This is a genomic window from Streptomyces sp. SP18CS02, from assembly GCF_036322365.1.
GTDB lineage: Bacteria > Actinomycetota > Actinomycetes > Streptomycetales > Streptomycetaceae > Streptomyces.
In genome coordinates this window covers 147,077-167,400 of sequence record NZ_JAQYXC010000288.1, presented here as the reverse complement: position 1 = coordinate 167,400, position 20,324 = coordinate 147,077, and the positions used below count along the sequence as shown (strand labels likewise).

The window sequence follows — 20,324 nt, the reverse complement described above, 5'->3', positions numbered from 1 at the left end:
CACCTCAGGTGGAGTCGCGGGGGATCGCCCTGGCCCCCATCAGGCCGTGGTGTCCGGGCGGGCCTGCCGGGTCGCGGACCACCCGGTCGACCAGCTCGGCCAGGTGCTGCCCGGTCGTCATGTCGATCTCGACCGTGCTGAGCCGGGGGCGGAGCAGCCGGCCCAGGAGCAGGTCGTCGGCGCCCATGACGGCCGTGTCGCCCGGGACCGCCGCCCCCGCGTCCTGCAGCGCCCGCATGAGCAGCATCGCGTACTCGTCGTTGTAGGCGAAGACCGCGTCCAGGCCGCGTTCCCGCACCTGACGGGCGAGGGCCTCGGCGGACTCCTCCGTCTGGCCCAGGGAGAGGGGTTCGACGACGACGTCCCTGCCCGCCGCCGCCGAGCGAACACCTTCGAGGCGGGGTCCGGAGAACATGTCCAGGCCGGGTTCCGTCGGCACCACCACGCCGATGTGCCGGTAGCCGCGCTCCAGCAGGTGGCCCGCGGCACACCGGCCCACCTCCCGCTGGTCCATGGCCAGGGTGTGGGCGCCCGGCACGGGGTGCGGGCCCAGCGTTATCACCGCTCTCGCGCCCGAGCGCTTGAGAAGGTCCACCCCGTGGGGCGTCAGGGCGGTCTCACCGAGCGACACCACTGCCACCGGACGCAGCTCGGCCCAGGCCCGGGCCGCCTCGTCGGCGTCCATGCCCATGCCGGCGTACTGCACCACCGTGTAGTCGAGACGGCGCAGGGCCCACTGGAGCTCGTTGAGGAAACGGTGGTAGAGGGGGCCCATGGGGATATGCGCGGTGGGCAGCAGCACGATCCGGGTGCGTCCGGCGCGCAGGCTGCGGGCCGCGGCGTGCGGTACGTAGGCCAGTTCCTCGGCGGCCTGCCGCACCCGCAGGCGGGTCGGTTCGCTGATGCGTACGGCCGGGATGTCGTTCAGCACGTACGAGACGGTGGCCCGGGAGACTCCGGCCAGCCGGGCCACGTCGGCGCTGGTCGGTACGGGGCGTTCGGCCGGCGGCCTCGGGGGTGTCTGGCTCATCGCCCGGCATCCTTCCAGACACCGGCGCACGGATGGCGCGGATACCCCGAAGCGCGTGCCGCACCGTGGGTCCCCCGCCGCAGTGACACGTGCGATCCTCCGATCGGACGGTTTCGCGGTACGTACCGTGAGCCCCCGGCACCTCGCACTTCCACCTCGGCGAAAGGGTTCGACGTGCGCCTGCACACCACCACTTGGGGCGAGGGCGACCGTGTCGCACTGCTCATCCACGGCATCATGTCCGATCACCGCACCTGGCGGCGGGTGGGCCCCGCTCTGGCCGACAGGGGCTACCGCGTCCTGGCGGTCGACCTGCGCGGCCACGGACTCACCGGGCCGGCCGGCTCCTACGCGGCCGAGGACTTCGCCGACGACGTCGTCGCCACCCTGCCGGCCGGCGCGGAGCTGGCCGTCGGGCACTCCCTGGGCGGTCTGGCCCTCTCGCTCGCGGTCGAACGGCTCGCTCCCCGCCGAGCGGTCTACTCGGATCCGGTCTGGCACCTGCCGGACGGAGAGGACGGCTATCACGGCGAGCTGCTCGCCCGGGCCAAAACGATGGACGGCGAGCAGATCGCGGCGCTGAACCCTCGCTGGGACGACGTGGACGTCGCCACCGAGCTGGAGACGCTGAAGGTGTGGGACGAGGCGTCGGCGTACGGAGTGGAGAGCATCGTCGGGAAGGACCTGCTGCCGGCCGGACCGGTCGTCCCCTCGCTCGTGACCCTCGCCGACCCGAGCCGGCTGGTCCCGCCGGAGCGGGCCCGGCTCCTGGCCGAACGGGGCTTCGAGGTACGCACGGTCACCGGCGCCGGCCACACGATCCACCGGGACGACCACGACGCCTTCATGGCGGCACTGGAGGGGTGGGTCTGACGCCGCGCCGGCCGGTACCCGGCTCCGGCTCAGCCCCCGGCGAGGACCGGCCAGATCCCCGGGTCCTCGAAGTTCAGGGCCCACAGCGCCGTGTTGGTCACTCCATGACGGCGCAGCACCGGCAGGTGCTCGGCGATCCCCCGGGCGTCCTGGTACCAGACCTGGCGGGTCCTGCCGTTCTCCTGGTACGTGAAGTGGGGCGTCCCGGAGGCCGGGTCGAGCTGGTAGGGGCGGCCCTTCGCCTGGCGCAGCGCCTCCGCCTCCTTCCAGGTGACGTGGCGGGTCGCGGCACCGTCGGCCCAGTCCCAGCCGTAGGCGGGCAGGGCCAGTTCGAGGCGCTCGCGGGGCACGAGGGCGGTGGCGCGGCGCAGCGTCTCGTCGTACCACTCGCCGGTCGCCAGCGGCCCGGCCTCCCCGCCCCTCCAGTGCAGGTCGTACCCCATGATCCGCATGCGGTCGGCGGCCTTGCCGATCGCCGCGTAGTCCCAGACGCGGCCGGTGGTGGCGGTCTGGGGGGAGACGGTGATGACGCACTGCTTGCCCAGCTCGTGCAGCCGTCGGCACACCTCGGTCACCAGGGCGGCGTACCCGTCGCGTACGGCCTTGAGCTCGGCGTCACCGGTCGGGGCGATCGACTCGTAGTCGAGGTCGAGGCCGTCGTAGTCGCGGCTGCGGACCGTGGTCAGGAGCTCTTCGACGTGCGCGGTGCGGCGGGCCGGGCTGGAGACGAGGGCGCCGAGCACGCCGGGTCCCATCGTCTCGTTGACGGTGGGCACGACCTTGATCCCGGCCGCGTGCAGGCCGTCGACGATGCGGCGCTCTCCGGCGCCGGGGTGCCCCTCGACCTGTCCGGACCCGGTCGCCAGGTACCAGAAGGGGCTGACCGTGTGGAGCTGCGCGGCGTTGCGCAGGGCGTCCTGGTAGGCGCCTTCCTGGTCCCAGTAGGGAAGCCACCCGGAGACGGTCCGGGCCGGCGGGTCCGTGTCGCCTTCCCGCGGGGCCGTGGCGGAGGAGGCGACCGGTGTCGCGGCCACGAGGGCGGCGGCGATCAGGGCGGTCATGAGCCGTCTGGTGACGGGGAAGCGCGGCGCCCCGCGGGGCGGTGTCTCAGTGATCATGTCCCGAGCCTGCCGCCCGCCGGGGCGGCCCGCCCTGCGCACTGGGCCGTACAGGTCGTACGGTGAGGAGGATGACGATGTTCTCCAACGCCAACGGCGATCTCGACGGCTTCGCCGACCTGCCCGGCCGATTCGGCCCGACCGCGACGACGGAGGCGGAACCCCTTGCCGTGGGGCCGGTCCGTACCTCGTACACCCCCGACCGCGACGGGGCGCCCGACCCGGGCGAGATCGTGTGGACCTGGGTGCCCTACGAGGAGAACGACGGACGGGGCAAGGACCGTCCCGTCCTGGTCGTGGCCCGTGAGGCGGCCGGCACCCTGCTGGCCGTACAGCTCTCCAGCAGGACGCACGACCGGCAGCGCGAATGGGTGGCGATCGGCGTCGGGCCCTGGGACGCCGCGGGACGCGAGTCCTGGGTGGACCTCGACCGGGTGCTGCGGGTCCACGAGGAGGGCATGCGCCGCGAGGCGTGCGCCCTGGACCGTCCGCGCTTCGACACCGTCGTGGCGCGGCTCGTGGAGCGCTACGGCTGGAGCTGACACCCGGGCTTCAGGGCCGCGGGCCTGCTGTCCGGGGCCGGCCGGCCTTCCCGGTTTCCCGGCTTCCCGGTGGCCGGGTCGGTCGGCCACGCCCCGGCCTCGGCCCCCGGCGGAAGTCCGTGCGGCGGCCGAAGGCCGGGCGGCCTCAGCCGAAGGCCGCGCGGAACGCCCCGAGCGTGGACTGCTCGCGGGTGCGGTCCAGTACCCCGAAGACGACCTCGTCGAAGTGGCGGGCGAACCGGCCCTCGCCGACGAGCAGGTCCCGGAACGCGCCGGCCACCTGTGCGGGGTCGTTGCGGAACACCCCGCAGCCCCAGGCGCCCAGCACCAGGCGGCGGTATCCGTTGGCCGCGGCCGTCTCCAGGACGCGCTCGGCCCGCGAGGCGAGGGCGGCCGGGATCCGGTGGACCTGGTCCGGCAGACGAGCGGCGATCACTCCCGCGTTGGGCGCCGGCGAGGTGAGGAAGCCGACGGTGTACGGGGAGTCGAGCAGCCGGCCCCGGTCGTCGCGGAAGACCGGCACACCGGGCGAGTGAATCACCCGGTCGCTGTAGAAGGGGCTCCGCTCCGTACGGTGGTGGTCGTAGAACTCAGGCGCCCGCAGTAGTGCGGTGTACAGCGACGAGGCGCGGCAGACCGCTTCTTCCTGCGCCTGAGCGCCATTCAGGTACCCCCCGCCGGGGTTGCGCGCGGAGGCGAAATTGAGGACGGCGACCGGGTCGGTGCCGGCCTCGTGGAGCCGCCGGGCGGCCTCCAGGCTGGACTCCCCGGTGACCTCGACACGGGTGGTCCGGTCGGCATCGGGGCTGATGGGGACGGGGCCTGGCCCGTACATCCGGGTTCCGGCGAGTGCCTCGGCCACGGCTGGGGCGATGGTCACCCGCCGGCCGTCGGGGGCTTCGTACCAGCCCCTCGCGGTGATCTCTTCGGTTCTCTTGGCGATCTCTCGCAGACGTGCACTCATACCCGGCATCGTCGATAATCATTCTCGGTCGAGGCAACCCGATTTCCGCCCCCACAGGCACTCTTGTGTGAATGGACAGCGGTGGCTTTAGGTGGAACGGAACGCCTTCGAAAGGAGGACCCGACATGCCGCCGTACGACTTCCCGCAGGGCGGAACCCCGCTCACGGAGGACGAGGCAGAGGACCTGCTGCGATGTATCTGCTTCAAGACCGGTCCGCCCCGTGCCGTCGGGGTCGAACTGGAGTGGTTCGTCCATGATCTGCACCTGCCGCGGCTGCCCGTCCCGGGCGACCGGCTGCGCAAGGCCTTCGACGGGATCCGGTCCCTGCCGCTGAGCTCGGCGCTCACCTTCGAACCCGGCGGGCAGCTGGAGCTCAGCTCGCAACCCGCCGCGACCCTCACCGAGTGCATCACGGCCGTATCGGCCGACCTGACCGCCGTCCGGACCGCGCTGGGCGCCTCCGGCCTCACCCTCAACGGCTTCGGCCTCGATCCCTGGCACTCGCCCCGCGACCGGCTGCTGCGCGAACCGCGGTACGACGCCATGGAGAGCTACCTCGACCGGTCCGGTCCGGCCGGCCGTGCCATGATGCGCGACTCCGCCTCGGTCCAGGTCTGTCTGGACGCCGGGTACGAGCAGCCGGGACCGCTCGGATTCGAGCAGCGCTGGCGGCTCGCGCATCTGCTCGGTCCCGTACTGGTCGCGGCCTTCGCCAATTCCCCGTGCCTGCACGGCACGTGCACCGGTCAGCGGTCCACCCGGCAGTCCCTGTGGGCGGACCTCGACCCGGTCCGGGGGCTGGCCCCGCCGATCGACCGGGAGCCGCGCTCGGCCTGGGCCGCTCATGTCCTGGACGCGCCGGTGATGTGTGTGCGGACGCGGGGCGACGGGCCGTGGCCGGTGCCCGAGGGGCTCTCGTTCCGCTCCTGGCTGCGCGAGGGGAAGCCCCGGGCCGCCACCCGCGGGGATCTCGACTACCACGTGAGCACCCTGTTCCCGCCCGTCCGCCCGCGCGGCCATCTGGAACTGCGCATGATCGACGCCCAGGCCGGCGAGGACGGCTGGATCGTGCCGCTGGCCGTCACGACCGCGCTGTTCGACGATCCGGAGGCCGCGGAGGCCGTGTACCGCGTCGTCGAGCCGCTCGCGCGGTCCGCCGCACCGCTCGAACCCCCGCGCGACACCGTCTGGCGCACCGCCGCGCGCGACGGTCTGACCGATCCCGCGCTGCGCGCGGCGGCCGTCGCCTGCTTCGAGCTCGCTCTGGAGGCGCTGCCCCGCATCGGCGCCGAGACCGCCGTCCAGGACGCGGTGGCCGCCTTCAACGACCGCTTCGTCGTACGGGGCCGCTGCCCCGCCGACGAGTTGTTCGCCCCTGTATCCGGTGTATCCGGGAAGGACATCCCCACATGACCGACCCCGAAGCGCTCCGGCGGCGTGCCCTTGACGCGCTGACCACCGCCCGGGCGCGCACGGCGCTCCTGACCGACTGCGTCGACGACGGTGAACTGACCGCGCAGCACTCGCCCCTGATGTCGCCGCTGGTGTGGGACCTGGCCCACATATCCAACCAGGAGGAGCAGTGGCTGGTGCGAGCCGTGGCGGGCCACCAGGCGCTGCGCCCGGAGATCGACTCGGTGTACGACGCCTTCGAGCACCCCCGGGCCACCCGTCCGACGCTTCCGCTGCTCGCCCCGGCCGAGGCCAGGACCTACGCGTCCGATGTACGGGGCCGGGTCATCGACATCCTCGACAGCGCCCCTCTGGAGGGACGTCCGCTGACCGACGCGGCGTTCGCCTTCGGCATGATCGCCCAGCACGAGCAGCAGCACGACGAGACGATGCTCATCACGCACCAGCTGCGCAGGGGCCCCGCGGCGCTCACCGCGCCCGAGCCGCCGGCGGGGAACACCGACGGACTGCCGCCCGAGGTGCGGGTCCCGGCAGGTCCGTTCATCATGGGCACGTCCGCGGAGCCATGGGCGCTGGACAACGAGCGGCCCGCCCACGAGCGTTTCGTGGCGGAGTTCTTCATCGACACGGTGCCCGTCACCAACGGTGACTACCTGCGTTTCATCGAGGACGGCGGCTACCGCCAGGAGCGGTGGTGGGCCCCCGAGGGCTGGGCGCAGATCCGTGAGCACGACATCGGGGCGCCGCTGTTCTGGCGTCGTGAGGCCGGCCAGTGGCTTCGGCGGCGCTTCGGCGTGGTGGAACCGGTGCCCGAGCACGAGCCGGTGCTGCACGTGAGCTGGTACGAGGCGGACGCCTACGCGCGCTGGGCCGGCCGGCGTCTGCCGACGGAGGAGGAGTGGGAGAAGGCGGCCCGCCACGATCCGGTCACCGGCCGTTCGCTGCGCCATCCGTGGGGGGACGAGGACCCGACGCCCGAACGCGCCAACCTGGGGCAGCGGCATCTGCGGCCCGCGCCCGCCGGCAGTTACCCGGCGGGGGCCTCACCGCTCGGGGTGCGGCAGCTGATCGGCGACGTGTGGGAGTGGACGTCCAGCGACTTCCTGCCGTACCCGGGGTTCGTCGCGTTCCCCTACCGGGAGTACTCGGAGGTGTTCTTCGGCCCCGCGCACAAGGTGCTGCGGGGCGGTTCGTTCGCCGTCGACGCGGTCGCCTGCCGGGGCACGTTCCGCAACTGGGACCTGCCGGTGCGGCGCCAGATCTTCTCCGGGTTCCGCACCGCGAGGGACGCGGTGGCCTCCTGATGTGCCGTCATATCGCCTACCTGGGCCCGGAGGTGGCGCTCGGCGAGGTGCTGGTCGAACCGGCGCACGGCCTGTACCGGCAGTCCTGGGCGCCACGCCACCAGCGGTACGGCACGGTCAACGCGGACGGCTTCGGTGTGGGCTGGTACGCGCAGGGCGACCCGGTGCCCGCCCGCTACCGCCGGGCCGGCCCCATCTGGGCCGACCGGTCGTTCGCCGACCTGGCCCGGGTGGTACGTACCGGGGCGCTGGTGGCGGCCGTCCGCGACGCGACCCTGTCGGGTGCCGACGCCGAGGCGGCGGCGGCCCCGTTCGCGGCCGGCCGCTGGCTGTTCAGCCACAACGGGGCGGTCGCCGGCTGGCCCGGTTCGCTGGCGCTGCCGGCCGGCCGGCTTCCGGCCGTCGAGCTGCTCTCGCTGGAGGCGCGCAACGACTCCGCCCTGGTGTGGGCGATGGTGCTGCACCGGCTGCGGGACGGCGACGAGCCGCCGCAGGCGCTGGCCGACACCGTGCTCGACGTCGCGGCGGCGGCCCCGGGTTCCCGTCTGAACCTGCTGCTCGGCGATGGCGCGACGATCGCCGCGACCGCCTGGGGCGACACCCTCTGGTACCTGTCCGAGCCCGGCCCCGGCCGCACGGTGGTGGCCTCGGAACCGTACGACGACGATCCTCGGTGGCGTGAGGTCCCCGACCGCACCCTGCTGGCCGCGAACCGTGGCGAAGTCCTGCTGACCCCGCTCAAGGAGCCCCCCGCGTGAGCCCGTTCCTGCTGACCCGCACCCTGCCCGAGGACGCCACCGGCGCCGACCTGCGCGCCGACGTACTGCAGGGCATGACCCGAACACCCAAGGAGCTGCCGCCCAAGTGGTTCTACGACGCGCGGGGCAGTGAACTCTTCGAGGAGATCACCCGGCTGCCCGAGTACTACCCGACCCGCGCCGAACGGGAGATCCTGATCGCCCGGGCCCCGGAGATCGCCGCCGCGACCGGGGCGCGGACCCTGGTGGAGCTGGGTTCGGGCTCCTCGGAGAAGACCCGCCATCTGATCGACGCGCTGCTGCCGGAGCTCGCGGCCTATGTGCCGGTGGACGTCAGCGAGAGCGCGCTGACCGGGGCGGCCGAGGCGCTGGCCGCCGATCTGCCGGATCTGCAGGTGCACGCCCTGGTGGCCGACTTCACCCGGGGGCTCGCCCTGCCGGGCACGCCCGGGCCCCGGCTGGTCGCCTTCCTGGGCGGCACCATCGGAAATCTGCTGCCCTCCGAACGGGCGGCCTTCCTGCGCTCCGTGCGCGCGCTGCTGGCGCCCGGTGACGCGCTGCTGCTCGGCACCGACCTGGTGAAGGACCCCGCAACGCTGGTCGCGGCCTATGACGACGCGGCGGGCGTGACGGCCGCGTTCAACAAGAACGTGCTGTCGGTGCTCGCCCGCGAGCTGGGCGCCGACGCCGATCCGGCCGACTTCGACCACGTGGCGGTGTGGGACGGGGACCGGGAGTGGATCGAGATGCGGCTGCGGGCCCGTCACGGGCTGACGGTGAAGATCCCGGAGCTGGACCTGGCGGTGACGTTCGAGGCCGGGGAGGAGATGCGCACGGAGGTGTCGGCGAAGTTCCGTCAGGAAGGAGTGCGCGCGGAACTGGCGGTCGCCGGGCTGGAGCTGGCGCGCTGGTGGACGGACGAGGAGGGGCGCTTCGCGCTGTCGCTCGCCACGGCCGTCTGAGGGACCGCGCGCCTGGGGGCGGCCGTCCCGTGGGAGCTTCCTCCCGGACCGGCCGTCCCGGGGGCGGGCCTTCCCCGGGCGGTCCTCCCCGGCCCGGCGGGCTGGGGGGCGGCGGGCTCCGGGAGGACGGCGGATGCGGCGGCGACCGCTGTCTGAGCGGCGCGGGCGAGCGCCCGGCGGTCGCGGTGGCGGCCTGCCGGGATCCGCGGAAGCACACGGATCTCCGCGGTCAGCCCGCCGGCGGTCGCGATCCGCCACAGCGACGCGGCGAGCGGGTCGTCGCCGACGAAGGCCGCCGGCCCGGTGGGCCGGTAGGTGAGGCGTACGGGCTGGACGGCGACGCCCGCGTCGAGCGCGGCCTGGAACGCCGCGGGCCTGAACGTCCCCTGCGCGCGGCCGCACCAGGTGGAGCCCTCCGGGAAGACGACCACCCGGGAGCCCGCCGCGAGCGCGCCCGCGAGGGCCCGGACCGTGCCGGGCAGGGCGCGCAGCCGGTCGCGTTCGACGAAGAGGGTGCCGCCCCTGGCCGCCACGGGTCCCAGGACGGGCCATCGCCGTATCTCGCTCTTGGCGAGCATCCGGCCGGGCAGGACCGCCGCGACCAGCGGAATGTCGAGCCAGGAGATGTGGTTGGCCACCACGAGCTGCGGGCCCCCGGCGGGCGCGCCGACGACCCGTATCCGCACCCCGAAGGCGCGCAGCACCGCCCGGCACCACAACCGGGTGAGCGAGGCGCGGGCGGCCCGGCCGAGCAGCCCGGTCAGCGGCGCGAGGAGCACTCCGGCGAGTACGGCGAGCAGACCTGCCAGCAGTCTGCCGACGGCGCGGGACCGTGCGACGGCCGGTCCGTGGTGGCGCGCGCAGGGGTGCGGCGTGCAGGGGGCGCTGGGCAGCCAGGGCGAACCGGCCCGCGCGGCGCTCATCGGCCCGGGGCGAGGGACAGGAAGTGCCGCAGGTAGCGGGGGTTGGTGCGGCGCAGCGAGAGCAGGACGTACAGATCGGCGACCCCGAAGTCGACGTCGTGGGCGGGCGCGCCGCAGACCCAGGCGCCGAGCCGCAGGTAGCCCCGGAGCAGGGGCGGCAGTTCGGTGCGTCCGGCGGGCCGGACGATGCCGTCGGCGGACCAGAGCTTGTGCGGGGTGACCCAGTACTCCTCCGGGGCGAGGTGCTTGGCCCTGACCGTGTCCCAGGTGGCGGCGGCGAGGGCGCCTCCGTCGGTGAGCGGTACGGAGCAACAGCCCGCGAGCCAGTTGTGGCCGGTCCGTGCCATGTAGCGGGCGATACCGGCCCAGATGAGCGAGATGACGGCGCCGTTGCGGTGGGCGGGGTGGACGCAGGAGCGGCCGACCTCGACGAGGTCGTGGCGGACAGGGGCGAGCCGGGTCAGGTCGAACTCGCCCTCCGAGTACAGCCGCCCGGCGATCGCGGCACGGTCGGGCGGCAGGAGGCGGTAGGTGCCGACGACGTCACCGGTGGCCTCCTCGCGGACCAGGAGGTGGTCGCAATAGGCGTCGAACGCGTCGCTGTCCAGGCCCGGCTCCGGTCCGTCGAGGTGGGCACCGAGCTCGCCCGCGAACACCTGGTGGCGCAGCCGCTGGGCGGCGCGGACGTCCGCCTGGTCGCGGGCGAGGGAGACGAGGTAGCGGGGCTCGTCCGCGGCCGGGTGCTCGGCGGGGGCCGTGTCGCCGGAGGTCCCCGGGGCGCCGGGGGCGAGGGCGGGAACGGCACGCGGGCCGGCTCCGGGTGCCGGGGCGGTGGAGGCGGGGACGAGCGCGGCGGGCGATGCGGGCATGGCGGTCTCCTCTGCCGGACGGAAGGGGGGCGTGCCGCGGCTGCGGGGCCCCGCCCCCTACTTCTTCCGTGACCGGCTGGATTCGACATGACCGTGCGGCGGAGCGTGGATGTGCGAAGGCTGAATGGCCGGGGCCACCGGCCGGGAGCCGCGGTGTGCGCCCCGGCCGGGGGCGGGCCCGCGCTCTCGGCCGAGTGGCCGGCGGTTCCGTACGGAGCCGCGCCCGGGCGCGTCACCCGGCGGGACCCGGCCCGTCGGGCGTCAGCCCGACAGCGCGTCGGTGATCCGGTTCGAGGCGGCCTTCGCGGCCTGCTTGGGGTCCTGGCCCTCCAGTACGGCCGTCATGTACGGCTTGATGGGATTGTCGGTCTCGACGGCGGCCCACTGCGGTGAGTTGGGAGTGGCCCGGCCCCGGGCGGCTGCCACGGCCATGGCGGCGGTGGCGGCCTGACCGTCGACCACGGACGCCAGCGTCGACTTGTTGGGGACGTAGCTCATGGTGCGGGCCAGGTCGGTCTGCCACTTCTCCCCTGCCAGTGCCTTGACGACGTCGATGGCTGCACCCCGTTCGCGCGCCTTCTCCGGGATGATCAGGTCGGAGCCCCCGGTGAAGACGGCGCAGGGCTTGTCGGCGGTCTTGCCGGGTATCGGGAAGAATCCGAGTTTGTCCTTGAGCCCGGGGTTCCCCTTGATGATCGCGCTGGCGGCGTTGGGCGCCGCGATGATCTGGGCGACGTCGCCCTTCGCGAACACCTGGGCCTGTGGGGGGTTCTCCTCGTCGGCGTCCGTCGGCCCGGAACCGAGCGACTGGAGCTGCCGGTAGACGTCCATGCCCTTGAGCGCGGCGGGGCTGTCGAGCGAGCCGACCCATTCGCCGCCCTTCTCGACCGCCAGTTCTCCGCCCTCGTCCCAGATGAACCCGGCGAGGGTGTACCAGTCCTGCCCGGCGAGGTAGATGCCCTGCGTGTCGCCGTCGTTGAGCTTCTCGGTGTCGTCGAACCACTGCGCGCGGGTCTTGGGCGGCTCCTCGATACCCGCACGCCGGAACAGGTCCTTGTTGTAGATGACGACCCGGTTGGCCGCGTACCAGGGGATGCCGTACTGGGAGCCCTTGATGCTGCCGGGTTCGGCGAGGCCGGGCAGCCAGTCCTCACGGCCGAGGTCGCGTACGGATTCCAGTGTCAGGTCGTACAGCTTGTCGGTCTCGGCGTACTGGGCGACCTGGGTGTTGCCGACCTCGATGACGTCCGGCGTGTCGCCGCTCTCCAGCGCGGAGGTGACCTTCTTGCCGATGCCCGTCCACTCCTGGAAGGTGACCTCCAGTTCGACGGAGGGGTTCTCCTTCTCGTACGCCTCGGTGAAGCGCGCGAGGAAGTCGTCGGAGACGCTGTTCTTCATCAGCCATACGGTGACCGTGCGGGTGCCGGGCCCCTCGCCGGGCAGGAGGCCGCAACCGGAGAGCGCGGTGGCGGACACGAGCGCACTGGTACAGGCGAGGAGGCGCTTCTTCACGGTAGGTCACCTTTTGCGTCGATGCAGGCGGAGTGGACCCGACGTGGGGGAGCGAAGCGCGTTCGCACGGGTTTGATGGCTGGATTTTGGTATGGACCAAAGGTCGGGTCAAGTCCGTGGACATCCCGTCCGGACGACCCTCGTCGCACGCCTGCGCGCGATGCCTCGCGGAGCCGGACGGCTTGGGGCACCGTATAAGCACGCATACCGGGCGATCACGGCCGGGTGAACGAGGAGACCTCCATGTCGCACCACACGTACCGCGTCACCGAGATCGTCGGCACCTCGCACGAAGGTGTGGACGATGCCCTGCGCAACGGCGTCGCGCGCGCCTCGGAGACCCTGCGCAATCTCGACTGGTTCGAGGTGACGCAGGTCAGGGGGCACATCGAGAACGGACGTATCGCCCACTACCAGGTCGGCATGAAGGTCGGCTTCCGCCTGGACGACGGGCACGAGGGCGCCTGACGGCAGCGCCGCGGTCCGGGCCGCCGGAACCGGTGCCCGGCGCTTCGCGCGGCCGGCCGCGGGGCCGGCCACCCCGGGCAGGTCCGCGCGGGGCCGGTCCGCGCGGGGCCGGTCAGCGGCTCAGGTGCGGCCCTCCTTCTCCTGGGCCTCCTGGAGCGCTTCGGAGCTCTCGGCCCAGCGTGCCCGCACCACGCGGAACCCGGCCCGCTCGGCGGCGTCGCAGACCAGCTCGTCGTCGTCCACCAGCATCCGGACCTCACGCCCCCGCCCCAGCCTGCGCAGGAGCTCCGGCTTGGTCACCCGGGCGGGGCGGCGGTCGTCGTTGCGGCGCATGTGCAGGGCGCCCGCGGGCAGCCCCTGGGCCGCGAGCCACTCCACCGTGTCCGCCCGGCACCGCTCGGGCCGGCCGGTGAGATACACGATCTCGCACTCGGCGGCCGCCGCCAGACACAGCGCCACGCCCTCCGCCAGGGGCGGATCGTGCGGCGCCGCGGCGAAGAAGGCGTTCCAGTCGCGCGGCCTGCGGTCCAGAAAGCGCTGCCGGTGCCGGGTGTCGGACAGCGTGTTGTCGAGATCGAACACGGCCAGCGGGGGTCGGGAGGTGGTTCGCGTCACCCTCCGACCTTATGCATGCGCATCGGGGAATCCTCACGCGGCACCGGCGTTGACCCCGGCCCGACCACGGTGTGCCGGTCCGGCAGCCCAGGAGCGCGGCGCCGTACGGCGCCGGCGGGCTCCTCAGGGGTGGGGTGCGGGTGGTGCGGCACACCCCCGCGCTCCGCGTCCGCCGGGGCCCGGTGAAGCCGCGGGGCGACCTCTGTCTCGGTGACACCGGTACGACCGGCGGGAAGAAGCCCCCGCTCGGCTGCCATGACGGGGCGCACCAGCACGGCAGGCGTCGGGCTTCGTCGTCGGGGACGAGGGTGGTCGGGGCGGGCAGGCCGATCGAGCGGTTCGGGAGCCCGGACGTCCTCAGTTGCCCGCAGGGAGCGGAGTCGGGCGGACGGGGAAGGTCGGAAAGGCGTCCGTGGGGGGTGGGGAGGGGGCGGGGGTGAGGGTGGGGCAGACGCGGCGGAACGGGACGCCCGGGGCCATCCGCTCCCATTCGGCGAGGGTGGGGTTGGCCGCGGCGAGTCGGCAGGCGCGGGCGACCGGGTCATGCAGGGTGGCGCCGAGCTGGGCGATGTTCCAGCGGATCGCCTGACCGGGGTAGTTGTAGGTGGTCAGTGTGACGCCGTCGGAGGACATGCCGAGGGCGCGCGCCTCGTCGTCCAGGGTGAGGGTCGCGACGGGGTGCGGAGCGGTGGGGTCCCACACGTCCCAGGCCAGGAGGCGGGTGCCGGAGCCGGCTCCCGTGAGCAGTCGGCCATCCGCGCTGAACGCGTAGGGCCCCGTCTCGCCGGCCTGGGGGAGGTGGCCCCGGAACCGGGGCCGGGCCGGTTCGGAGACGTCGTAGAGGAAGCCTCCCCCTTCACCGAATTCCGTCACCACCAGTCGGGTGCCGTCGGGGGAGAACGCGCGCGGCGTCGGATAGGGGCGGCTGCCGTCGGCGGAGGGCAGGTCGGAAAGCCGTTCGGGCTTGCGCGGGTCGCCGACGTCGTACAGTGCCCCGTCGACGGCCAGGACGGGATCGTTGGGGGCGAGCAGGACTTCCGGGACGTGCTTCCACTTCTGTTCGACGAAGCCGAGCCGCTTCGGCCGGCCGGGCCGGGAGAGGTCCCACAGGGTGGTTCCGGCCTTGGAGCCGGTCGCCATGAGGCCGCCCCGGATGGAGACTTTCAGTTCGTACCTGTCGCCCGCCGCGCCCGCCTGGAACCGGAACTCCCGTTTCGGGCGGGCGGGATCTTCTACGTTCCACACCGTCAGGACGCCCTCCGGGCCTTCGGCCGCAAGCCGACGGCCGTCGGCCGAGAACCACATCGCCGCGTTCCGGAACTCTCCGCCCGCGTCCAGGCGGACCGCGCCCGCCCGGTGGCCCGCGGACAGCCCCGTCAGCGGAATCAGACCGAGCTGATCGCCGGCGGTGGCCACGGCCAGCAGGCGCCCGTCGGGGGACAGGACATGGGGGACCACCGATTCCAACCACCGGTAGTAGTCCGAGGCGGGTACGGTGAACGGCCGCGCCGCGACGGTGGGGAGCAGCCGGTCCGTCAGCGACCAGAACCGTACGTCCCCGTCGCGGTCGCCGGTGGCGAGCGTACGGCCGTCGGGCGCGAAGGCCAGGGCCGAGACGGTGGTGGCATGACCGTTCAGGACGGCCGAACGGGCCGGGCGGGACCCGGAGACGTCCCATACCGTCGCCGAGTGGTCGGTGCTGCCGAGGGCGAGGTGGCGGCCGTCCCGGCTGAGTGCGACGGCTTCGACGGGGCCGCCGTGGCCGCTGACCACGGCGGTGGGGCGGCGGTCCGCGGCGTCAAGGCCTCCGCCGGATGCCCCGGAGACGTCCCACAGCCGGACCTGGGCGTCGCCGGAGCCGACGGCGAGGGTGCTCCCGTCCGAGCTGACGGCCATGGCGCGGGCGGGGCCGCCGGTGCCCTCCAGCGTGCCGAGGCTGCGCGGCCGACCTGGGTTCCCGACGTCCCACAGCTCCACCGTGCCGTCCTGCCAGGCCAGCGCGACGAAGGCTCCGCCCGGCCCGAAGGCGGCGGCCTGGACGTTGCTCTCGCGCTGCGGGAGGATTGCGCGGGCGCGGACGGCGCCGCGTCCCGGCTCCACCGACCAGAGCCTCGTCTCGTAGGAGGAGGACGTCATCAGCAGCCGGCCGTCGGGGCTGAACTCCGCCTGCTCCACGAACCCCTCCATCGGCAGCGCGTACCTGCCCCGGGGCTGCGGGCGGCCGCGGTCGGCGGCGAGCGAGAACGCGCCCACGGACTTCTCGTCGTCCGCCCCGGTGAGCAGCAGGGACGTGCCGTCGCCGATCCAGATCGCGGTCTTCCCCTGGAAGCCCGACTCCTTCGCGACGACCTCGGCGAGCTTGCGCGGCTCCCCGCCGGCCCGTGCCGCGTCCCACAGGCCGACGACCCCGTTGTACCGGCCCACGGCCAGGGTCCGGCCGTCGCCGCTGTACGCCATCGTCTCGACCGCGCCCCCGGCGTCGAGGGAGCCCGCGTACTGCGTTCCGCTCAGTACGTCCATCAGTGTGTCGCGGGTCTGTGACGACGGGGCCTCGCGGTAGGCGGCGACCGCGAGCAGCAGGGCCGCGCGCGGATCGGTGCCGATGCCGGCGCGGGCGGCTGCCTGGAGCTGGCGGTTCTGTGCCTGTTCGCCGTTGGCCCGGGCGTTCGACCGCTGATGGAGCGCGACTCCCGCGGCGACCAGGGCCAGGCACAGTATCCCGCCGATCGCCCCGGCGAACTGCCTCAGCCGGCGTGCCTGGCGCTGCAGCCGTAACCCCGCCTGACGGAGGTTCTCCCCTTGCTCGTGCTCCCGCTCCAGCGCTTCCTGGAGCTCGCGCGTACGGCGTTTCTCCACCTCCAGTTGGCGCCGCTCGCGCAGTCGTTCGGAGCGGTCGAGGGCCTGGCTCGCGGCGACGAACTCCCGGTCGAGGGGGCGTACCAGCCGTGCGTGCCGCTGTTCGCCCAGCCAGTCGTCGGCCGCCACCAGGCGCGTACCGCGGTAGCAGTACTCGGGGGAACGCCCGGCGCGGTTCCAGGCGTCTGCGGCGTCGGTCAGCTGCTGGCGGGTCGCCAGCCCGGCCCGGTCCTCTTCGATCCAGCGCCGGAGCCGGGGCCAGGCACGCAGGAGCGCTTCGTGGGAGATCTGGGCCGTGGTCCGGTCGACGGTGATGAGGCGGGCCCGGGCGAGCCGGTCACGGACGCCGGTGACCGTGCGCCGCCGGGCCCCGGAGCGGTCGTCGAGCAGTTCGTCGAGGCCGATGCGGCGGCGGACGGCCTCGTCGCCGCTGCCGGTGAGGGTGACCATGGCGAGGACCAGTTCGCGGACGGCTTCGCGGCCCGGCTCGTCGAAGCTCTCGTAGATGTCCTCGGCCGTACGGGCCACGGATTCCCAGATTCCGCCGGTCGCCGCGTATCCGGAGAGGGTGAGGGTCGCGCCGCTGCGGCGCATCCAGGTCTCGCGCAGGGCGTGGGCGAGGAACGGCAGCGCCGAGCCGTGGTCGCGGCCGCCGCCCTCGCGGGTATCGCGCAGGAGGAGGTCGACGAGTCCGGTCTCCAGCCGGAGTCCGGCGTCGTGGGCCGGGTGCTCGATGACGGCGCGCAGAGCGTCCTCGTCCATGGGCCAGACGTTCCGCTGTCTTTTGAGGGCGGGACGGAGTTCGGGGTGTTCGAGGCAGCTGCCGTAGTGGTCGGCTCGCAGGCCGAGGACGACGCGGGGGCTGTCGCCGTCCGTGGCGGTCGCGCCGTGGCACAGGGCGCGGATGAACCGGGCGCGCTCGTCGGTGTCCTTGCAGGCGGTGAAGACCTCCTCGAACTGGTCCACGACCAGCACCCGGCAGGCCCCGTCGCCGGGCAGGCGGCCGTCGCCGAGCTGCCGCTCGATCTCCGCCCGCGGTGTGCCGGAGGCCCGGGACCACAGGTCGGCGAGGGCGCGCAGCGGGTGCGGTCCGGGGGAGGCGAGCAACAGCGCGGGCCAGGGCGTGGCGGGGTCCGACTCGTAGCGGCGTTCGAGGCCGGCGAGCAGACCCGCCCGCAGGATGGAGGACTTGCCGACTCCGGAGGCGCCGACAAGGACGACCGGCGCGGGGACCGCCGCCTCCGACGCGCCCGTCGGCTGTGCGGGCCGTACGACTTCGGTGATCAGATCGTCGGCGAGCGCCTCCCGGCCGAAGAAGCGCTCGTGGTCCTCGGCCCGGAAGGGTTCCATGCCGGGGTAGGGGCAGGCCGTGCCGTCGGCGGGGTGCGCGGGCCCGGGCGTCGGTACGGAGGCGGCGGGGTAGGCCCTGTTGGCGGCGACGACGAGTTCGCCCGCCCGGTCCTCGCTCTGCCGGTGGGGCCGTACGGGCCTGTCCTGGAACCGGCGGTCGAGGTGGGCGTACACGCCGTCCAGGGTGAGCCAGGCGGGTGCGGAGGGATCGCCCGCGTGGAGGAGGTCGAGCAGATTCCCGGTGAAGAGCGTGTGACGCTCGCCCTCGGGGGCGAAGGAGACGGCGTAGTTCGAGGCGGAGGTCAGCAGGAAGCTGCCGTCGGGCCGTGCGGTGACGTAGGGGTCGCGGACGGATCCCCGGGAGGCGGCCTGCGCCATACCGGAGAAGCAGCAGTCGAGCAGGACGACGACGCGGGCGTCGCTGTTGCCGAGCGTGTCCCTGATGACCTGGTACGGGATGGAGCGCGCGATGCCCTGCGCGGAGCTGGTGGCGGTGGCGAGGTAGAGCTGGTCCTGCGGGCCCAACAGCCCGTGGCCGATGAACGCGAAGAGGACGAGGCCGCGGGCGTCGGCGACGGCCCGCTCGACGGCCTCGACGACGGTGGCGCCGTCGGCGGGGTCGAGGAGCAGCTCGATCTGCGCGGGCTCCATGCCGCAGATCTCGTGGAGGGCGCGGGCGAGGTCGCGGGCGGACGCTTCGACGCTGGGCAGGTCGGGGAGTCGAGACCCGGCGCCGTGGACGCTTGTGCCGACGATCACGGCGCGGACGCCGGGGCCCGCGAGGTCGCTGGTACGGCGCGGCGGGGCGGTCACGGACGGCGGCCGTCGGCCCCCGGCTCGGGGTCGGGTTCTTCGTGTCCGTCACCGGGTGCCTGGGCGGTTCCGTCCGCCGCCCGGGGTTCCGCCGGGGCGGCGCCCGGCTCGGCCCGGACCTCATGCCCGGCGCGCTCGGCCGGGTCCCGGCGCTGCATCGGGACGTCCAGCTGTCCCGCGATCTCCTGGGCGAGTGCGCCGGCCTGCTGGGCGTTGAGGCCCTTGACCCGCTCGGACGTCACGGTCACCTGGGTGCCGTCGGGCCGCGTGATGGTCACGGTCTGACTGCCGCTGCGGCTCTGCACCCAGGTGACCACCGCGGCCACCAGCACGGTGACGATGCCCCCCGACTCCAGCAGCACAGTGACGAACTCGGTGGCCGTTCCCATCGTCCCCGGCGCCGGCGGCTCACCGGCCCCGCGCTGCACGCGCCCGCGCAGCTCCCGCTGCTTCCCGAGCCAGCCCCTGAGATCGTCCGTACCGACCCGACCGCCGTCGTCCCGCGCCGTGATGGCGATCTGCATGGTTCTCCCGCCTGGAACAGTACGAAGGCCAACTGCCCCTCACTGTACTGAAGATCGCCTCTCGGTAGCGCCCACTTTCGACCGGAGCAGCCCGCCGCCGCCCACGGCGAACGGTCGCCGACGCGGAACCGTAACCTCCCAGCTCATACCGCTTGCTCTCCCTGAACCACGACGCCCGACAGCCGGCCCGACCGGTCCCGCCCGAGCATCGATCACGTTCCGTACTGGTTCCGCAGGCGACGGCAACACCGGGCTCGCCTCAGCCACTACAGGAACGACGCGGGCACACACCGTCAGAGCCTGCCCGGCCGTCAGGCCGAAGACCGTCGCGGTACTAGAGCACGTTGCGGTACTAGAGCATGCTGAGTGCCCGCATCGCATCGCGCTCGATACGCGAAAGCTCATCGAGGACGGACCCGGCCCGCACGAGATCCTTCGCGTCGCCGGATTCGCCGGCTGCCGCGATGAGTGCCGACACCTGTGTCCAGAGGGTGGCGGCCTCGGTGTACAGGCTGTGTCCCGTGCGCAGGTGGCCGCTGTCGATCAGCTGGGCACACTCGGCGAGGAAGTCCCGGTACAGATTGCGGAACAGGGCGCCCCCGGTGCCGGCCCTCTCCATGAGGACGGCGGCCCGCGGCAGGTCCTCCCACGGTTTGTCGCTGCGGTGCAGCCATTTCGGCACTTGCCTGGCGGTCTTCTCGATGCCGCGGTGACCCAGGTTCGCGATGGGCGGGTTCAGGAAGGCGGCGGCGCAGGTTGTGATCGCTGGGATGATCCGGTCTCGCGGTGACGTCAGGCCGGTGGGCGCCGTGATGGTGAATGAGCGGTGCTTGGCGGTCATCGGGCCGCGCTCGGCTCTGGCCCTGGCCAGTCCGGCGAGGCTGGTGGTGACGGCTCCGCCCTGCTGGTCGGTGTCCACCAGGTAGGCGTCCTGTTCGTCGTAGCCGTACATGGCCACGATGTGCCCGCCGAAATGCACCTTGGTACTGAAGTAGTCCAGGTGGTAGCTGTCCAGCTGCAGGCCGACCGGCCGGCCGGCGTCGACAGGTGCCGCCACGTTCTGCCACGCCTTGCGCGGGGAGGTGGTCTCCCGGACCAGAAGCTCGAGTCCCAGTACGGCGGCCAGGTTCCTGGTCAGCTCGAACGGCTTGACCCGGCCTCCCAGGAAGGGAAAGTCCATACCCTTGCTGTCCCAGTAGATGAAGGACAACCCGGAGCCGAGCCCGAACAGCATGGGTTCGGACAGGTCGATTCCCTCATGCCGCAGCAGCACTCCCAGGGCCGTCGTCTCGCAGTGCTGCACGCCACGGGCATCGATGTCTTTCACCAGGGCCATGCCGTTCATTCTCCTCCCCCGCCGGACGACGACACGCGAGAGCCTGTCGGACCACCGTGTCCCGGGCACGCTCCGCCGCACAGGCCAGTGCC

17 protein-coding genes are annotated in these 20,324 nt (G+C 73.4%); 7 read left to right on the top strand and 10 right to left on the bottom strand.

The window, feature by feature from the left end:
* Positions 1-4: 4 nt before the first annotated feature.
* The gene (locus PUR26_RS19255; protein WP_329873647.1) at positions 5-1,030 is read right to left on the bottom strand and encodes a LacI family DNA-binding transcriptional regulator; all 1,026 of its coding nucleotides are present in this window, start codon (positions 1,028-1,030) and stop codon (positions 5-7) included.
* Between the two features lie 174 nt (positions 1,031-1,204).
* Here PUR26_RS19255 and PUR26_RS19250 point away from each other — a divergent pair, with 174 nt between their 5' ends.
* On the top strand, positions 1,205-1,903 hold the full coding sequence (locus PUR26_RS19250; RefSeq protein WP_329873646.1) for an alpha/beta fold hydrolase: 699 nt from the start codon (positions 1,205-1,207) through the stop codon (positions 1,901-1,903).
* Positions 1,904-1,932: 29 nt separating this feature from the next.
* Here PUR26_RS19250 and PUR26_RS19245 read toward each other — a convergent pair whose 3' ends face one another.
* The gene (locus PUR26_RS19245) at positions 1,933-3,021 is read right to left on the bottom strand and encodes a glycosyl hydrolase family 18 protein (protein ID WP_329873645.1); all 1,089 of its coding nucleotides are present in this window, start codon (positions 3,019-3,021) and stop codon (positions 1,933-1,935) included.
* A gap of 77 nt (positions 3,022-3,098) precedes the next feature.
* On the opposite strand from PUR26_RS19245, the gene PUR26_RS19240 reads away from it, so the two are divergent.
* A complete protein-coding gene (locus PUR26_RS19240) occupies positions 3,099-3,563 on the top strand; it encodes a type II toxin-antitoxin system PemK/MazF family toxin (protein ID WP_329873852.1) in 465 nt (154 codons plus the stop codon).
* 145 nt (positions 3,564-3,708) lie between these two features.
* On the opposite strand, the gene PUR26_RS19235 is transcribed toward PUR26_RS19240, so the two are convergent.
* Positions 3,709-4,527, bottom strand: coding sequence for a TIGR02452 family protein (locus tag PUR26_RS19235; protein ID WP_329873644.1), 819 nt, complete (start codon positions 4,525-4,527; stop codon positions 3,709-3,711).
* A gap of 125 nt (positions 4,528-4,652) precedes the next feature.
* Here PUR26_RS19235 and egtA point away from each other — a divergent pair, with 125 nt between their 5' ends.
* The 4 genes from egtA to egtD are packed head-to-tail and all read left to right on the top strand — an operon-like array spanning position 4,653 to position 8,966.
* Complete coding sequence (gene egtA, locus PUR26_RS19230) at positions 4,653-5,942, top strand: ergothioneine biosynthesis glutamate--cysteine ligase EgtA (RefSeq protein WP_329873643.1); 1,290 nt, start codon at positions 4,653-4,655, stop codon at positions 5,940-5,942.
* Positions 5,939-7,246 carry an ergothioneine biosynthesis protein EgtB gene (egtB, locus tag PUR26_RS19225; protein WP_329873642.1) on the top strand — a complete coding sequence of 436 codons (1,308 nt, stop codon included), beginning with the start codon at positions 5,939-5,941 and terminating at the stop codon, positions 7,244-7,246. Before egtA ends, egtB begins: the two co-directional genes overlap by 4 nt.
* The gene (gene egtC, locus PUR26_RS19220; protein WP_329873641.1) at positions 7,246-8,004 is read left to right on the top strand and encodes an ergothioneine biosynthesis protein EgtC; all 759 of its coding nucleotides are present in this window, start codon (positions 7,246-7,248) and stop codon (positions 8,002-8,004) included. The genes egtB and egtC overlap by 1 nt, the downstream gene beginning before the upstream one ends.
* Positions 8,001-8,966, top strand: coding sequence for an L-histidine N(alpha)-methyltransferase (gene egtD / locus PUR26_RS19215; RefSeq protein WP_329873640.1), 966 nt, complete (start codon positions 8,001-8,003; stop codon positions 8,964-8,966). Before egtC ends, egtD begins: the two co-directional genes overlap by 4 nt.
* On the opposite strand, the gene PUR26_RS19210 is transcribed toward egtD, so the two are convergent.
* The 3 genes from PUR26_RS19210 to PUR26_RS19200 form a co-directional block, all read right to left on the bottom strand.
* Positions 8,861-9,889 carry a lysophospholipid acyltransferase family protein gene (locus PUR26_RS19210; protein ID WP_329873639.1) on the bottom strand — a complete coding sequence of 343 codons (1,029 nt, stop codon included), beginning with the start codon at positions 9,887-9,889 and terminating at the stop codon, positions 8,861-8,863. The genes egtD and PUR26_RS19210 overlap by 106 nt on opposite strands.
* Entirely contained in the window at positions 9,886-10,758 is an 873-nt protein-coding gene (locus PUR26_RS19205; RefSeq protein ID WP_329873638.1) for a GNAT family N-acetyltransferase, read from the bottom strand. Before PUR26_RS19205 ends, PUR26_RS19210 begins: the two co-directional genes overlap by 4 nt.
* Positions 10,759-11,019: 261 nt before the next feature.
* The gene (locus tag PUR26_RS19200; RefSeq protein WP_329873637.1) at positions 11,020-12,270 is read right to left on the bottom strand and encodes an extracellular solute-binding protein; all 1,251 of its coding nucleotides are present in this window, start codon (positions 12,268-12,270) and stop codon (positions 11,020-11,022) included.
* Positions 12,271-12,513: 243 nt separating this feature from the next.
* On the opposite strand from PUR26_RS19200, the gene PUR26_RS19195 reads away from it, so the two are divergent.
* Complete coding sequence (locus tag PUR26_RS19195; protein WP_329873636.1) at positions 12,514-12,738, top strand: dodecin; 225 nt, start codon at positions 12,514-12,516, stop codon at positions 12,736-12,738.
* A gap of 120 nt (positions 12,739-12,858) precedes the next feature.
* On the opposite strand, the gene PUR26_RS19190 is transcribed toward PUR26_RS19195, so the two are convergent.
* From PUR26_RS19190 to PUR26_RS19175, 4 genes are all read right to left on the bottom strand, one after another.
* Positions 12,859-13,353, bottom strand: coding sequence for a phosphatase domain-containing protein (locus PUR26_RS19190; protein ID WP_329873635.1), 495 nt, complete (start codon positions 13,351-13,353; stop codon positions 12,859-12,861).
* A 357-nt stretch (positions 13,354-13,710) separates the two neighbouring features.
* Complete coding sequence (locus PUR26_RS19185) at positions 13,711-18,372, bottom strand: caspase, EACC1-associated type (RefSeq protein ID WP_329873634.1); 4,662 nt, start codon at positions 18,370-18,372, stop codon at positions 13,711-13,713.
* A complete protein-coding gene (locus PUR26_RS19180) occupies positions 18,369-18,896 on the bottom strand; it encodes an effector-associated constant component EACC1 (RefSeq protein WP_329873633.1) in 528 nt (175 codons plus the stop codon). The genes PUR26_RS19185 and PUR26_RS19180 overlap by 4 nt, the downstream gene beginning before the upstream one ends.
* Positions 18,897-19,248: 352 nt before the next feature.
* Positions 19,249-20,232 (bottom strand): BtrH N-terminal domain-containing protein, encoded by a 984-nt coding sequence (locus tag PUR26_RS19175; RefSeq protein ID WP_329873851.1) that lies wholly within the window; start codon positions 20,230-20,232, stop codon positions 19,249-19,251.
* Positions 20,233-20,324: the final 92 nt, after the last annotated feature.

What these genes read in the sequence shown, in the direction of transcription:
- PUR26_RS19195 (WP_329873636.1), top strand. Translation starts at nt 12,514, where the DNA reads ATGTCGCACCACACGTACCGCGTCACCGAGATCGTCGGCACCTCGCAC.
- PUR26_RS19240 (WP_329873852.1), top strand. Translation starts at nt 3,099, where the DNA reads ATGTTCTCCAACGCCAACGGCGATCTCGACGGCTTCGCCGACCTGCCC.
- egtB (WP_329873642.1), top strand. Translation starts at nt 5,939, where the DNA reads ATGACCGACCCCGAAGCGCTCCGGCGGCGTGCCCTTGACGCGCTGACC.
- PUR26_RS19235 (WP_329873644.1), bottom strand. Translation starts at nt 4,527, where the DNA reads ATGAGTGCACGTCTGCGAGAGATCGCCAAGAGAACCGAAGAGATCACC.
- PUR26_RS19205 (WP_329873638.1), bottom strand. Translation starts at nt 10,758, where the DNA reads ATGCCCGCATCGCCCGCCGCGCTCGTCCCCGCCTCCACCGCCCCGGCA.
- PUR26_RS19175 (WP_329873851.1), bottom strand. Translation starts at nt 20,232, where the DNA reads ATGGCCCTGGTGAAAGACATCGATGCCCGTGGCGTGCAGCACTGCGAG.
- egtC (WP_329873641.1), top strand. Translation starts at nt 7,246, where the DNA reads ATGTGCCGTCATATCGCCTACCTGGGCCCGGAGGTGGCGCTCGGCGAG.
- egtA (WP_329873643.1), top strand. Translation starts at nt 4,653, where the DNA reads ATGCCGCCGTACGACTTCCCGCAGGGCGGAACCCCGCTCACGGAGGAC.
- PUR26_RS19210 (WP_329873639.1), bottom strand. Translation starts at nt 9,889, where the DNA reads ATGAGCGCCGCGCGGGCCGGTTCGCCCTGGCTGCCCAGCGCCCCCTGC.
- PUR26_RS19180 (WP_329873633.1), bottom strand. Translation starts at nt 18,896, where the DNA reads ATGCAGATCGCCATCACGGCGCGGGACGACGGCGGTCGGGTCGGTACG.
- PUR26_RS19245 (WP_329873645.1), bottom strand. Translation starts at nt 3,021, where the DNA reads ATGATCACTGAGACACCGCCCCGCGGGGCGCCGCGCTTCCCCGTCACC.
- PUR26_RS19255 (WP_329873647.1), bottom strand. Translation starts at nt 1,030, where the DNA reads ATGAGCCAGACACCCCCGAGGCCGCCGGCCGAACGCCCCGTACCGACC.